The sequence below is a fragment of the Bdellovibrionota bacterium genome (assembly GCA_040386775.1).
Taxonomy (GTDB): Bacteria; Bdellovibrionota; Bdellovibrionia; order Bdellovibrionales; family JAEYZS01; genus JAEYZS01.
This window is the reverse complement of sequence record JAZKEU010000003.1, coordinates 108428-122832: the sequence shown is the minus strand read 5'-3', so window position 1 is coordinate 122832 and position 14405 is coordinate 108428. Positions and strand designations below refer to the sequence as shown.

General features: G+C 39.4%; 17 protein-coding genes. 7 read left to right on the top strand and 10 right to left on the bottom strand.

All coding sequences use genetic code 11. The annotated features are described in order from the left end of the window. Positions 1-6 precede the first annotated feature (6 nt). The gene (gene lgt, locus V4596_01545; protein MES2767803.1) at positions 7-906 is read left to right on the top strand and encodes a prolipoprotein diacylglyceryl transferase; all 900 of its coding nucleotides are present in this window, start codon (positions 7-9) and stop codon (positions 904-906) included. A 1-nt stretch (position 907) separates the two neighbouring features. Then, complete coding sequence (gene lgt / locus V4596_01540) at positions 908-1660, top strand: prolipoprotein diacylglyceryl transferase (protein MES2767802.1); 753 nt, start codon at positions 908-910, stop codon at positions 1658-1660. Between the two features lie 133 nt (positions 1661-1793). Here the strand turns inward: lgt (V4596_01540) and V4596_01535 are convergent, their stop codons facing one another. Then, positions 1794-1916, bottom strand: coding sequence for a hypothetical protein (locus V4596_01535; GenBank protein MES2767801.1), 123 nt, complete (start codon positions 1914-1916; stop codon positions 1794-1796). Positions 1917-2164: 248 nt separating this feature from the next. Here V4596_01535 and V4596_01530 point away from each other — a divergent pair, with 248 nt between their 5' ends. The 5 genes from V4596_01530 (at position 2165) to V4596_01510 (ending at position 5631) form a co-directional block, all read left to right on the top strand. After that, positions 2165-2770, top strand: a complete 606-nt coding sequence (locus tag V4596_01530) for a hypothetical protein (GenBank protein MES2767800.1) — start codon at positions 2165-2167, stop codon at positions 2768-2770. A gap of 40 nt (positions 2771-2810) precedes the next feature. Next, positions 2811-3008 (top strand): DNA gyrase inhibitor YacG, encoded by a 198-nt coding sequence (locus tag V4596_01525; GenBank protein MES2767799.1) that lies wholly within the window; start codon positions 2811-2813, stop codon positions 3006-3008. A gap of 241 nt (positions 3009-3249) precedes the next feature. Further along, positions 3250-3522, top strand: coding sequence for an HU family DNA-binding protein (locus V4596_01520; GenBank protein ID MES2767798.1), 273 nt, complete (start codon positions 3250-3252; stop codon positions 3520-3522). A 25-nt stretch (positions 3523-3547) separates the two neighbouring features. Then, a complete protein-coding gene (gene pfkA / locus V4596_01515; protein MES2767797.1) occupies positions 3548-4528 on the top strand; it encodes a 6-phosphofructokinase in 981 nt (326 codons plus the stop codon). Positions 4529-4695: 167 nt separating this feature from the next. Further along, positions 4696-5631: a trypsin-like serine protease gene (locus V4596_01510; GenBank protein ID MES2767796.1), complete on the top strand. Its 936-nt coding sequence runs from the start codon at positions 4696-4698 to the stop codon at positions 5629-5631. A 21-nt stretch (positions 5632-5652) separates the two neighbouring features. Here V4596_01510 and V4596_01505 read toward each other — a convergent pair whose 3' ends face one another. From V4596_01505 to V4596_01465, 9 genes are all read right to left on the bottom strand, one after another. Continuing rightward, a complete protein-coding gene (locus V4596_01505) occupies positions 5653-6372 on the bottom strand; it encodes an ankyrin repeat domain-containing protein (GenBank protein ID MES2767795.1) in 720 nt (239 codons plus the stop codon). Positions 6373-6379: 7 nt separating this feature from the next. Next, a complete protein-coding gene (locus tag V4596_01500; GenBank protein ID MES2767794.1) occupies positions 6380-6850 on the bottom strand; it encodes an ankyrin repeat domain-containing protein in 471 nt (156 codons plus the stop codon). 104 nt (positions 6851-6954) lie between these two features. Beyond that, positions 6955-8241 carry a flagellar hook protein FlgE gene (locus tag V4596_01495; protein ID MES2767793.1) on the bottom strand — a complete coding sequence of 429 codons (1287 nt, stop codon included), beginning with the start codon at positions 8239-8241 and terminating at the stop codon, positions 6955-6957. Between the two features lie 163 nt (positions 8242-8404). Next, complete coding sequence (locus tag V4596_01490) at positions 8405-8836, bottom strand: TIGR02530 family flagellar biosynthesis protein (GenBank protein MES2767792.1); 432 nt, start codon at positions 8834-8836, stop codon at positions 8405-8407. A gap of 50 nt (positions 8837-8886) precedes the next feature. Then, the gene (locus tag V4596_01485; GenBank protein ID MES2767791.1) at positions 8887-9939 is read right to left on the bottom strand and encodes a flagellar hook assembly protein FlgD; all 1053 of its coding nucleotides are present in this window, start codon (positions 9937-9939) and stop codon (positions 8887-8889) included. A 13-nt stretch (positions 9940-9952) separates the two neighbouring features. Next, positions 9953-11737, bottom strand: coding sequence for a flagellar hook-length control protein FliK (locus V4596_01480; GenBank protein MES2767790.1), 1785 nt, complete (start codon positions 11735-11737; stop codon positions 9953-9955). 45 nt (positions 11738-11782) lie between these two features. Next, positions 11783-12565 carry a hypothetical protein gene (locus tag V4596_01475; protein ID MES2767789.1) on the bottom strand — a complete coding sequence of 261 codons (783 nt, stop codon included), beginning with the start codon at positions 12563-12565 and terminating at the stop codon, positions 11783-11785. Positions 12566-12567: 2 nt separating this feature from the next. Further along, positions 12568-13011, bottom strand: coding sequence for a flagellar export protein FliJ (gene fliJ / locus V4596_01470; GenBank protein MES2767788.1), 444 nt, complete (start codon positions 13009-13011; stop codon positions 12568-12570). 71 nt (positions 13012-13082) lie between these two features. Beyond that, a complete protein-coding gene (locus V4596_01465; protein ID MES2767787.1) occupies positions 13083-14405 on the bottom strand; it encodes a FliI/YscN family ATPase in 1323 nt (440 codons plus the stop codon).

Here is a 14405-nt window from a genome sequence, read left to right as displayed (position 1 = left end):
GTACGAATGACACATTATATTCACAACATAGATCCCGTTCTTGTTCATTTAGGCCCACTTCAAATCAGATGGTACGGATTAATGTACCTTGTGGGTTATTTTGTGGGCTACCTAGTTTTGATGAGACGCCATAAGCGCGGCTTAAACATTTTAAATTCGGAAGGCAACCAAGCTCTTATCACTTACATCATGATCGGCATGATTATCGGTGCAAGACTCGTATATGTCGCGGTTTATAATCCAATGTACTACATGAATCACCTATCAGAAGTATTTGCCGTTTGGCAAGGCGGGCTTTCTTTCCATGGAGCACTTCTTGGTTATGTCGTAGCGGTTATTTTCTTCTGCCGAAAATATAAGATTCAGTTTTATCATATCGTAGACAATGTCGTCATTGGTGCGGCCATTGGGATTTTCTTTGGGAGACTTGGAAACTTTATCAACGGCGAACTTTATGGGAGATTTACTGACGTTCCATGGGGCGTGATCTTTCCCGAAGGCGGGCCAATGCCAAGACATCCTTCGCAGCTTTACCAAGCTCTCGGCGAAGGTTTAATCGTATTCTTCCTCTGCCATGTGATTCAAAAGTGGGAACAGAAAAAAGGTTTTGCTCCGGTTCTAGAAACTGCGATTGCGGAACAATCAAAAAATGGAAAACCTCCTAAAAAAGTAAAAATCGAGTGGAAACGCACAGGCGTCATCGCCGGTTGGTTCCTGATTTTCTACGGAATCGCAAGATTTATCATCGAGTTCTTTAGAGAGCCGGATGCACAACTTGGATTCTTCGCAGAATATTTTTCTATGGGACAAATTCTTTGCTTCATTATGATTGTAGCCGGAATCATAATTGTTAGAAGCGTCACCAAGAGCGTGAGATACCAATCTTACACCTACGATCTAGAATAATATGTTTCCCATCTTTCATCCATCACCACATATTAATATTCCAATTTATCTTGTGGTGATGAGTCTGGCCTTCTCCATTTCTATTGTTTATTTTTATAAAAGAGCCATTAAACTTAACCTTCCTCCTAAAATTTCTACAGAAATATCTATCATGGTAATGCTCGGTGCTTTCTTGGGCGCAAGAGTGTTTCATATTCTTTTTGAGTATCCTCAATATTACCTCAGTGACCCTGTAGAGGTTTTTAAAATTTATAAAGGTGGATTTGTTTTTTACGGAGGATTAGTCGGTGGAATTTTAGCTTCCTATCTTTTCGTCAAAAAAATTAAGCAAAATTATTTTAACTGGCTAGACTGCTCAGCGCTTGTTCTTCCACTAGGGTACATCATTGGAAGAATTGGCTGTATCTTTGCCGGATGCTGCTTTGGGAAAGAGTGTGACCTTCCTTGGGCCATTCGATTCCCTGAAGGTGTGGAGGCTCCTACCAATATCCTTCTCCATCCCACGCAAGTTTATTCGATTTTGATTGAGGCGATCATTTGGATACTCCTAGTCCTAACGGAGAAAAGGAAAAAACTTAAAAGTGGATCCCTGTTCTTTATTTGGCTCCTTCTTCATGCTTTTGGAAGACTTGTCGTTGAACAGTTCCGAGGGGATTTCCGTGGCGATCAAGTGCTGGGACTTTCTGTCTCATCTTTGATCAGCGTTCTTTTTATAATTTTTAGTATGTTTTGGTTTTTGCGTAAGAAAGCATAAAAAGCCTAAAGCCTCTATGCAAACTACCGATGGGTATTCATAGGTAGGAGTTTGCAGTTATGCTTTACAGATATGTTTCACTGATGATGTTTTTGATTTTTATTCTAAATGCCGTGATTTCTTACTAATCCGCTTAACCGAGTGCCGTCATTCCAAAAATAACGATCAATAGCAGAATAGATGTCAGGCCGATCACTTTACGAGTCTCACGCCTTAATTCTCTCGTGGTCTTATTCTTCATTAAGATTTTTTTCATATTTTAGTTACCCTTCTGGATTTCCCTACAGTCATTTTCCCTCGGAAAACCCACTCTCTCAAGAGTTTTGAGAGAGTATTAAGATTTCTAAACATTATAGGTTTAAAGCTTTATAGCTGGCGCCTTTCTGTACAGGTGGTGGACGTTTTTTGGCAGTCGGCTAAAAATGGTTATTAGCTGCAATATAACCGATCCTCGTCTGGCACGGATCCTGTAATACAATAGGATGTGTATAAGGAGAAAACGCTATGAAAGCGCTAAGAGTATATTTCAGTATGGCTTTAGTCTGGGTTACAGTAGGACTAACTTTAGTGGCCTGCTCTGACAAAGAAAAGAACGGTGCTCCTGCAGCCTGCCAAGGCCAAGTTGTAAACGGTATTTGTACTTGGGATCCTTCGAATCCAGGTAGCGGTGGAGGCGTTTATAATCCAAACGGAAACATCACTGACGAAAGTAAATTTAGAGATTTTAACCTTAGAATATTTGTTCAGGACAGCTACTCTTTATGTGTATGGAGCTATCCATACGGTTGCCGTGATATCCAGGCTAAAGTTCAAAAAATCAACGATACTGAGTATTATGTTTACTTAACTTCAACTAGCTTAGGGTATAGACAAACCATCGGACAAGTCGCGCAAACCGTAAGATTGAATGGAACCAAGTTTACTTATGATGGCAGTAACCAAGTGATTTTTGAAGTGTACTATAACAATCCGACTAGATACATCATCGCAGAATTAGTTTTACACCAAGGTTTAAGTGGAAATTCAACGTATTACACTTTGAACTTCAAAGACAATTCATCTTGGAAAACAATTGCCAACGGAACTATGGACAAAGGATATGACTACTAAAAAAGTAGACATTTCCTTGAAGTCGATCTAAATATTCCTTATGCAAGTACCATGTCCTAAATGTAGAAAACTCGTTGAATATCATGGCAACGAGTTTCGTCCGTTTTGCTCTGAAAGATGTAGAGTAATTGATCTGGGCGATTGGGCCGACGGAAAATATGCAATTCCCTTATATAAAACTGAGAACGACGATATCGAAGATCGCGAAGAAAAAAACTCCGAAGAAGATCAAGAATAACCTGTCACCAAAAATATACTGTCAAGAGCAAAAAAAATAATTACCCAAAATGCCACTCATTTTATTTGTGGTATCAATCCGTAGATTCCTCATTAAAACATCTTAACGCGCTTTTTATAAAATTCTAAATTTAGTCATTGACGATTTTTACAGCATGGATTTCAATGGCCAACACTTCGAGAGATACAATCATCACTTCGACAGCGTAATTTTTTGACATAATTTTCAAGGGGGAAAATCAATGAATAAAGCAGAACTAGTAGAAAAGGTTGCAAAACAAACTTCTATGACCAAAGCACATATTGAGTCGGTGCTTGATTCTGTTGTTGATACCATCACGAAATCCGTTAAAAAAGGTGAAGAAGTAAAACTCGTTGGTTTTGGTACATTCTCCAAAGCAAAAAGAAAAGCCCGCACTGGCCGCAATCCAAACACAGGAAAAGAAATCCAAATTCCTGCGACTTGGACTCCTAAATTTAAGCCAGGTTCAGACTTCAAAAGTCTTGTTAAGTAGTCTTCCTTAGGCATAAGCTGATTGCATGTCTAAAGATATCAAACATATTGGCGTTTTAACTTCCGGAGGAGATGCTCCTGGAATGAATGCCGCTATTCGTGCAGTTGTTCGAACTGGTTTATATAGAAATCTTCAAGTGACAGGGATTATTCAAGGTTATAACGGCCTTATCAATGGCAACTTTGAAGTGATGACCGCAAAATCTGTGGGAAATATTCTTCAGCGCGGTGGAACTATTTTAAAAACAGGAAGATCCAAAGAATTTCTAAAACCTGAATTCAGAAAAAAAGCTCATGAAAATTTAAAGAACCAAGGAATCGATGCCTTAGTTTGTATCGGAGGAGATGGGACCTTCAAGGGTGCCCATGCCCTAGCAGAAGAGTTTCAATTTCCTATCGTAGGTGTTCCTGGCACAATTGATAATGATATTTACGGAACAGATTACTCCATTGGGTTTGATACCGCACTCAACACGGCTCTCGATGCCATAGATAAGATCAGAGACACCGCATTTAGCCATGATAGACTTTTTGTTGTCGAGGTGATGGGCAGAGACTCTGGATCTATTGCACTCAACGTGGGCCTAGCAGGAGGCGCAGAGGAAATATTTATTCCTGAGAGCCCACTCAATATCGACAATGTTATTGATCATATCAATAAATCCGTTCAAAGAGGAAAACTGAGCAGTATTCTTGTGACCGCCGAAGGACAAAAACCCGGTCGAGCCTATGATCTTGCAGAGGCCATCAGAAAAAAATCTGGTTATGAATCTAAGGTTTGTATCCTCGGGCATTTGCAAAGAGGTGGAAGTCCCACCGCTCAAGATAGAATTTTGGCAAGTCGCCTTGGGGCCTCCGCCGTGGATGGACTGCTGCACGGTCATACTGACGTTATGATTGGCATACAGAATGATCAAATCGTTACGTTGCCACTCGCTGAAGTAATTACAAAGCAAAAATCTATAAGACTCGAGCTAATGCAGCTAACTCAAATCCTTTCGATCTAAAGTCTCATCAAAATTTATACCTAGGATAAATTATTTTAGTTTGAAAACCTCAATCAGTATAGGCATCATCCCTTCAAATGACAGCGTGGGGCCGTCATTTGAAGTCTCGCTGATCAGGGGAAAACTTGGGGTATCTAAAATATTTTCTGCTTTCAACAATAAGCCTAATGATAGGCCTAGCAATAAGCTGTTTTATTTTTTTAAAACCAACGATATCTAATGCTGTAATTTATGGTGAAGACAATCGTAAACCGATATCCAAAGAACTTGCAGAAAAAATGGGGTTGAAACCAATTGTCGCTATTCTTGTAGAGAAAGTGCATAAAAGTAACTATCCTTGTAATGGTGTTTGGATTTCTAAAATTCATATTTTAACTGCGGCTCACTGCGTGGCCAATTCAAAAAAAATTCTTATTTACAATCAGTACGATAAACTTCTAACCACCAGTAAAGCTACAGGTAAAAAAATCTACGTAGATATTAATTCTTCCAATAATCAATCTGACTGGGAAGAAAATAATAATTCCAAATGGCAACCCAATTCAAACGACTGGGCCGTCATTGAAGTTGAAGAAGAAGAAATTGGTGCAGAACCAGAATATGTATACAATCCTGCAACAAAAAAAATGGTAAAGAATCTTCATCGTTATGAGGATGGATCCATTATGGGCACCTTACCCATTAGCTCCACGGAATCACTGAAGGACAACCCTTGGATTACTTTTGCTGGTCACCATGATGACGCTTACAATAGTTTGTACCGTGAGCAATGTAGATACCAAGAAAGAATGGCAAAAGACAGTTACTGGTTAATGTTTAGACCTAACGTCTTTGAATTTGATTGCGATGTTATAAGCGGAAGCTCTGGCTCCCCTTTGCTCTCTTGTGACGGGGCGAAATGTAAAATAGTTGGCATTCTCTCTGGTGAGTTTTATCCAGACACACCAGTCGCCGAATTCAGCCACAGATATGCCAACACCGCAGTTCACACGAAAAATTTTATAGTTCCTGTTACCCAACTATTAAAAGGCAACAAGGCGTATGTTAAATCTTTTGATCTAGAAAAAATGAAGTGCCGAAAAACTGATTGTCTTAAAAATTAAATCTTTAAAATATGATGATTTTTATTTATTAGCTTCTACCCCTAGTGATCCTTGCGATCCGGGGTTTTCAGAATCCTTTGAAGCATAAAGACATCTTTCATTATAGCCTGTCTCAGAACTTAGTAAATACAGTTTATCTGATAGTTGTTTGAGATTTTTATCTTTAGAATCACTATCACTCATCGCTCTAGTGGCGAAGAACATTCCTTCTACTACTTTATGTTTGTACTGACATAGATTCAGTTCTTCACTGTTCACCTTATTTTTTATTAAAAGCGCAGTGAGTGCATAGAGCGAAACATCGTCAGCAATTTTTAATTTTAATTTGTCTGCAAGTAATTTGTCGTATTCAGCATTTGCATCCATCAAAAGTTTTATTGTTTGTACACTGCTATTTCTGATGGCATAGGAAAGTGGAGTTTCTCCGTCTGCATCTTTAGAATTTACATCGACCTGGAATTCGATGAATTTTTTTACAACATCTGTTTCGTATTCACCATCAAGTATGATGATCGCACAGCTCAAAGCGGAAACTCGAGTTTTCATATTCAAGCATTTTGCTTTTGCATTGAAATTACACCCACCTTTTTGAGCGTCCGATAACTTTCGTAAATTGGCGTGAGAAGCATGGGTAAATGCCCATTCGGGATCTTTTCCGTAGGAAATCCCTGCACTTTCACAACTGCCGGCAAAAGCTGAATTTAATAGTAACAAGATCAGTGCTATTAAACCGATTTTCATAAACCCTCTAATTCAAACCATTTCTTTTAAGATATTCTTCGGCTGTGACTCCAGCATTGTCTTTGATTTTTTTGTCTGCCTTGGAAGCAATTATCATCGTGGCTAAATATTTGTTCTTTCCTTCCGCTGCATACATAAGCGCTACTTTTCCATCGCTATCTTTGTGATTAAGGTTACTTCCACCTTTTATCAGCTCTTCTGCAGACTTCCACATCTTGTTTTTGATGCAGTAAGTGAGGATATGCTCACCGTGAATTATTGTATTTATAAAAGTATAATTCTTGTCGGCCTTTAATGCCTTTACGACATCGACATCTTTTTTTGCTTCTGCCACTGACACAAAATATTTTACTTTGTTTTCTTTTTCTTTGTTCATTTCAGATACGACTTTATCTAAACTCAATTCCGGTTTAGATGTCTCCGCTAAAATCGAAGGTGATAAAAATAATAATGCTAATAAAAATACTAAAGCTTTCATTCAACGCTCCGCCCGCTGGCCAAACAGATACACGAAAATGCCAGAGATAAAGTTGTGTCGGCTTTACCTCTGAGCAAGGTCATGAGTGATGATTAAAAATTCAATTATCTCTTTAAGTTGATTACTTCTGCTAACAATTCGTCAGTTGTTGTAATCGTCTTTGCGTTGGCCTGGAACGCTCTTTGGTTTTGAATTAGTTTTACGAATTCAAGAGCCAAATCCACAGTTGATTTCTCGAGAGATTTCGCCTGTAAAGTTCCTCTACCGTTCGAACCTGGCTTACCGATTGAAGCTTCCCCAGAGTTTCTGGATTGCTTAAATCTGTTGTTACCAAGTTTGTACAAACCTTCGGAATTTTCAAATCTTGAAATCACAACTTGTGCTAAATCTTCTGCTTGCCCGTTACTGTATAGAGCCGTTAAAACACCATCATCATTGAATGATAGGTTATTGATTGTTCCTGCTGCGGCTCCATCTTGTTTCCAAGTGATTAAATCTGATTCTTTACCGTATTGCTTAGAACCGATTAATCCTTTGCCTTTGTCTGTTGTTAATGAATCGCCAAAATCCAATTTGATTTGTTGGCCTTGTAATGCTCCACCTGTGAAGTTGAATCCTTGAGAAGATGTTTCTTCTGTATCCAAGATACCGTCCACGTTGAACGAGATTTTGCCTTTGATAACTTCTGACATTTCGCCTTCTTTACCACCGGTTACTTCTTTACCATCCACTAAACCACGATATTCCCAATTTCTATCAGCAGTTTTGTTGAAGAAAACTGTTACTAAGTGCTTAGTTCCTTGAGAATCATAAACTTCTACACCAGTTGAATAGTTTGAAGTTGCGTGTGGATCTTTGATATCGAATGTTTTACCGGCTACTTCTCTAGAATCTAAGTTCAAGTGAACCATTAATTCTTTTGTTGGCTTTGCTGGAACAAGAGCTTTCGGGAATCTGATATCACCAATTTGATTGATCAATTTTCCTTTTGCATCGGTTTGATAACCCTGCACTTTTCTATCGTCATTTGTTACCAAGAAACCATCTTTGTCGAAGTGGAAAGAACCATCTCTAGTGAATGTTTCCCCGTCGCCACCTCTAAGAGTAAAGTAACCGTCTCCAGAAATTGCTAAATCCGTAGCCTTTTCTGTTTGATCAATATTACCTTGAATCATGATTGGATTCACGGCACCGATCTTCACACCTCGACCGATTTGGTTACCACCAAGAATACCTTTTAAGTTCTTCGACACGATGTCTTGGAACTCAGCTCTTGAATATTTGAAACCTGTTGTTTGTGAGTTGGCAATGTTATCTCCGATAACACCTAACGCCTCACCTTGCGCTGTTAAACCTGACACACCTGTCAGCATTGATGAAAGAACACTCATATGACCTCCTGTCATTAAAGACATTGTATCTCGAACATTCTATTCGAGATTTGGAGGGCCCCCCTTGCGGGTCCAGCCCCTAATTTATAATCCGTAACCTAAAACCCTTAATACCCCTTTTAACTAGTCTCAGTGTCGCTCCCTAGCGACAACTAAGTTTTTCTTAACCCATGAAAACTGTGCTATCGATATTCGTAAACACGTTTTCTTTCATTTGGTTTTTGTCCATTGCTGTAATTACAGTTTTATTTTTTGCACTTACAACAAAAGCATTTTCACCCATTAACACAAGCGTGTCTTTAGAGCCTTTTTGAATGGCTTTATCAACTGCATCGTTTAACTTCTTCATATCATCCGGTGTGAGCTTGATTCCACGTGACTGGATTCGCTCGATCGCATGCGTAGAAAATTTTAAACCTTCCGTTTGTGCTAATGCTGGTTTCGTTTGGCCTAAATCCTTTAGGTCTTTAGAGACTTCTTTCTCTAATAACCCTTTAAATAACTCGCCATCTTTAGACGAGATTCCCTTGTTGATTCCACCAGTCGACGGAGTCACTTGAGAATTAGGTTGTATCGATCCCATATTTTTTAACATTCCACTTGCCTCAGCGTCGCTCTATCGAGCGACAACTATTCCTCTATATTCTAACTTTTTAAGCTCGCTTCTTTTGCTAACATTTGTTGAAGCTCGCCGCTCATTGGTACTTTATTTATATTACCAGCGGGACGATCAGGAGCTCCAGCAACTTCTTCTTTCTTTGCACCTTTAGAGACATTAGTTGGACTTTGTTTTGGGGAAGCATTTGCCCCATTCTGCCCCTGGGCTGGAACCGGTGCTACCGCTTGTCCTGGAACTTGCGGAGCCTGTTGTCCTTGCTCTCTAATTTGTTGAGCCATCTTTTCATTTAAGTCTTCAATATTTTTTACGTCACTCAATCTTACTTTTTGATCACCGATCATTAAGATTGGTCCTTCAGGAGAATAATTCAATCCTGTCACAACACCAGAGGCAGTTGTTCTGCCAACGATCTTAGCGCCTTGTTCAGAGACTCCTTCTACCGCGATGGTGTAATTTCCAGAGAATGCTGGGTAACCATCATTCTTAGTTCCATTCCAAGTGAGTGTGTTTTCACCTGGTTTTAAATTTGTAGCTTTAACTGTTTTTACAACTTCTCCCACCTCATCCATGATCTTTACATTCACTTCACGAGCACCTTGTGGAAGAGAGAATCTTAAGTCATGTGCACTGTCGCCTTTGTTACGAATGATTTTTTCAGTATTCGTAGTCACAGACTTGCCAATGAAATTCAATGCTTGATAGTTGGCCATTGGGTCTTGGGCAGTTTTTAAACTCTTAACGCTTTCATCAATATTTGATAATTGTTCTAGTTGCGAGAACTGAGCCAACTGAGCAGCCATCTCATGTGACTCGAGAGGGTTCATTGGATCTTGATACTTCAGCTGAGTGAGCATCAATTTCATGAAAGCATCTTTATCCATCTTGCTTTCAGCTCTTCTCATTTTCTTTGGATCAACCCAGTTTGGATCAGAGATCTCATTGAGAACCTGACCCATGTCCTTACCTTGGAAAAACTCTTCTGATTTTTTTGCATCCAGATTTGAAGCCTTGTTGTAAGTGCCTTCAAGCTTTTCGTTGGGCTTATCGTTAATTAATTTTGTATTCAACTTTACGTTCATTCGCTATTTCCTTTTACGCTACTAAGTACAATCCACCAGACTTGTTTGATTCTGATCTTCTTGATTCCACCGGGTTAATATCTGGAGTTGGTTGTGCTGCTTTTTTATAAGCTCTCGCTCCCGATGTATCACTTGCACCTTGTCTAAATCCTTCATTGAACTGTCTAAATTGTCCTAAGAAATCTCTCGCTTCTTCTCTCTTAAAATCATGATTTTGATTCATATTTTGAGAAGCCTGTTCAGAGACATCCACTTTCATTTGGTTCAAGTTTAATTTGTGATCTGCTAATCCTACTTTTAAATCACTCATGCTTGTCTCAAGAAGTTTTTTCGCTTCATGATTATCAGCCATCATCTGCACACCCACTTGGCCGTCTTTCACTTGAATGTTCACGTGGATTGTACCCAATCCCTCTGGATTGAGTTGAATTTTCATTTCTCCGCCACCCTTTTTAATTAGAGTTTGCGATCCGGAAATTAATTTTTCTACGTTTTCATTTGAAAGTTGATTCGGTTGGCCTGCCAATGTCCCGGCCGCTACTGGAGCTCCAAGTTTGTCCATGGCAAATTGACCATCTAATTTTTTGTCTGTTGGCATTTGACCAATCTGCTCCGCAAATTGATCTTTCATTTGTTCTTCAGACATATCTTTTTGTTGATCTTTAGTCGCTGCCGCTAAAGCCGTAACCGCTGCGCCTGCACCTAAGATTGGGGCACTTGATGAGAATTGTTCAGTCACTCTGTTGGGATTGATTTTGATGTCTTCGATTCTTAAGTTTGGATCTAGTTCTTGTAATTTGTTAAGTGCCACCGAATCCATATCTACTGGCGTAGCCAAGGGATTTATTTGGCTTGGGTCCATCTTAAATACTTGAGCCATGTTGACTTGCGGCTGCTGAACTTGTGGAAGAGCACCTTTCATATTTGAGGGCTCTAGAGCACGTCTTGAAATTTTTTGTTCAATCAACTGATCCAATGTTGATTTTGGACCTGCGACGGGCTTGTCCATCATCTGAACTGGAAGCTCAGAGGACTTCATAGCAGCAGCTGCACCTACGCCAGCAGTACCAGCTCCAACTGCAAGTTTACCACTAAATGCTTCTGGCGGATTTTTTTCCATTGCCGTTAACATCTCTGTGTACAAGATTTGAGCCTTAGTGAATTGCTTTGGTTGAATTCCTAATTTTTCAAAAAGTGGAGTCATTGCCGCTTGCGGTGATTGCAACATTGTTTCTGTTGGCATTTCACCCAAAGCCTTCATCACTTGATGAGGGCTAATTCCAAAGTTCTCTTGCATTGCTTTTAAGAATTGAAGAACCGGCTGTGTCTGCTCTGATACTTTGCCAGACACATTCTCTAAGTTCAATCCAACTGAGTCCGAAGACTTCACTTCTGCTGTAGCTTGTTGATTTATAAATAATGGTTGAACACCTTGGAGCATTGCCATCTGCGGGATTTCAGAACCATTCTGTAAATTTTCCTGTGAATTTTTCTCTGAACTCTGTTGTATTTCGGATTGAGCTTCTTTGATTTTTTTATCAGTGAACTTACCAGACTTGTCTACTTTTGAAGAATTCTGCGGCTCTTTTGAATAACTTTCTACTTTACTATTGAAATCTTTTTTGTCAGATTTTTCTCTGGATTTCTCTAAAGATTTATTTTGTGACGCCGAAGAGTTGTTTGAGCGAGGTGTAACCTCTTGAGATGATGAAGAATCAAAAGAAGAAGGCTTGGAAGACTTTGCAGTCTCTTTCATATCGAGCGGATTAAATTTTCCTAACCCAATTCCTGATACCATCTTAGTTCGTTCCCCAATCCCGTCTATTAACTATTTTTATCCTAACTATTTCTTATAGCCTGCAAACTTCTCGCTCAATCTCTGAGCCTTATCTGGTTCGATCATATTCATGATCTCAGCAGCTTCTTTCTTTTTCATCTTCTTGAGAACTTCAACTGCCAAGTCCTCATTTAATTTTTCGATGACCTTGGCCGCCGTTTGCGGTTTCATCGAAGAGTAGAAAGCCACTAACTTATCTACTTGCTCGGCATCTGTGTTCACTCTTTCTTGCAACTGATTTCCAATTTGTGTTCTCAGTTGCTCCAAACTTGCTAAACGCTTTTCGAGCTCTACCTTTTGATTATGCAATTCTTCTTCCAACTTTTTGAGTTCCGCCTCTTTCACGTCTAGTTGTTTTTTTCTTTCATCTAAACTATTGAAAAGAGCGATTTCTTCGGAAGTGAGACCTGTAGCTGTCGTTGTTTTTGTTTTTGTCTCAAGACTTTTGCCGTCGGCAGATTTTTCCACTTTTCCGGATTCAGCAGGAGCTTTTTGCCCTTTAGATGCATTTGGTGCTGGTGCACTTTCTGCAAACGATTGACCTAAAAATCCAATTTCAATTTTACTTAAGTACTGATCAACTTGATCAGGATTGATATATCCGTAGGTAGCTCCTCCCAAAATGCACAAAGTAGAAAGAACTGAAACAAGAGGAAAACCTTGCTTCTTCTTTTTCTTTTGAATTTTCATTCCCTCTGGGCGATTGGCCGCAGGAGAGCTATTCGGCTTCACTTGAAAGCGTGAGTTCTTTTGAATTTTTTTAAAGTGTGTGTCGTACCCTGTTTTCATTATTACACTGCCTTATCATGTCTCATGATGTTCATATCATCGAGACGTTTCTGTTCGCGTTTATTTAATTCTTTTTTAAATTCTAATTTTTTCTTTTCTTTTAACATTGTGAAGGTCTTGTGATCTCTAGCTGCCTGTACGAGAAATTGTCTTTTTTCCTCGAGAATACGCTCTAACCCTGAGATGATTTTCTTTTGATTTTCGATCAATTTCTTTTGAGCATTGTAATAGTTATGGAAAAATTCTAGGTATGCACCTATGTTTCCACCCATGATTTGAATTTGATGTTTATTTTCGAATGCCGTTTTGAGATCCGCTTCTAAATTTGTCAGGAATTGCTCTTGATCTCTAAGCCTTTTAGAAATTTCGCCAAAGTCTTTCTTGGCCTGGTCTTCCAGAATTTTTTTATGCTTAAGTACTTTTTCAAGTGCGAACTTAAACTTCATTGGCTTAAACTTCCTGTCTGATTGCACTATTCAGTGCGAAGCGGACTTCATGTCCACTTATAATAATTCTATCATCCACCGCTTAAGATATCTACCATTCCATAAAGCGAATCATTAAAACTGGCTTTCTCGTCTATATTTTGTTTTAAAAATTGATCCATCTTATCGTGAAGTCTTACAGCTCTATCAATCTTTGGACTAGCTCCGGCTTTATAAGCTCCAATATTAATTAGATCTTCCGCGTCCGCATAAGTTGCTAAAAGCTCTTTGAATTGATGGGCAAAGTTCATGTGTTCGGGTGCGATGACTTTTCTCATCACACGACTTGAACTTTGAAGCACATCGATAGCAGGGAAATGACCCTTGTGAGCTAATTTTCTAGTTAAAACAATGTGACCATCAACAATTGATCTTACTGAATCGGCAATTGGATCGTCCATATCATCGCCCTCTACTAAAACAGTATAGAGACCCGTGATTGAGCTTCCTGATTCAAATGAACCCATTCTTTCTAATAATTTTGGCAACAATGCAAATACACTTGGCGTGTAACCTTTTGTTGTTGCCGGCTCGCCAATGTTGAGTCCAATTTCTCTTTGCGCCATTGCAAAACGAGTCACCGAGTCCATCATAAATAAAACATTGAGCCCCATATCAGAAAAATATTCGGCAATGGCTGTCGCAACAAAGGCTCCTCTCATTCTCATGAGCGGGCTTTCATCTGACGTAGCACAGATGATCACTGATCTTGCTAAACCTTCAGGCCCCAAATCGCTCTCGATAAACTCACGAACCTCACGGCCCCTCTCACCTATCAATGCAATCACATTCACATCTGCTTGAGTGTTCTTTGCCATTTGCCCCAGCAACACGGACTTCCCCACGCCCGAGCCCGCCATAATACCAATACGCTGACCTTTTCCAACAGTAATAAGACTATTGATTGCCCTTACACCGAGATCCAAAGGCTCTTCGATGGGTCTTCTTTGCAATGGGTTTACTGACTTTCTATAGATATCAATTTCATCATGAGTTTCTACAGGTCCGTGTCCATCAATCTCTTGTCCTAATCCATTAAGAATTCTTCCAAGAATATTTTTACCGACTTTGATTGTAGAAACTTGTTTGTCTAAGACAATTTTTGATCCTAAGCCAATTCCTTGAATGTCGTAGAATGGCATCATGAGTGCTTTTTGATCTTTGAATCCCACAACTTCTGCTAAAACTTGTTTTTTATTTGCAGCTTGCACATAACATTGACTACCCACCGAGGCACCCGGAAGGTAGCCTTCAAGCAAGCTTCCCACAACGCGGGTGATCTTCCCTACGTCTTTCGAAAGAGAATTTTGATCGAGAATTTTTTTGTACTTATCAAGTTTTAAAACCGTATCCAA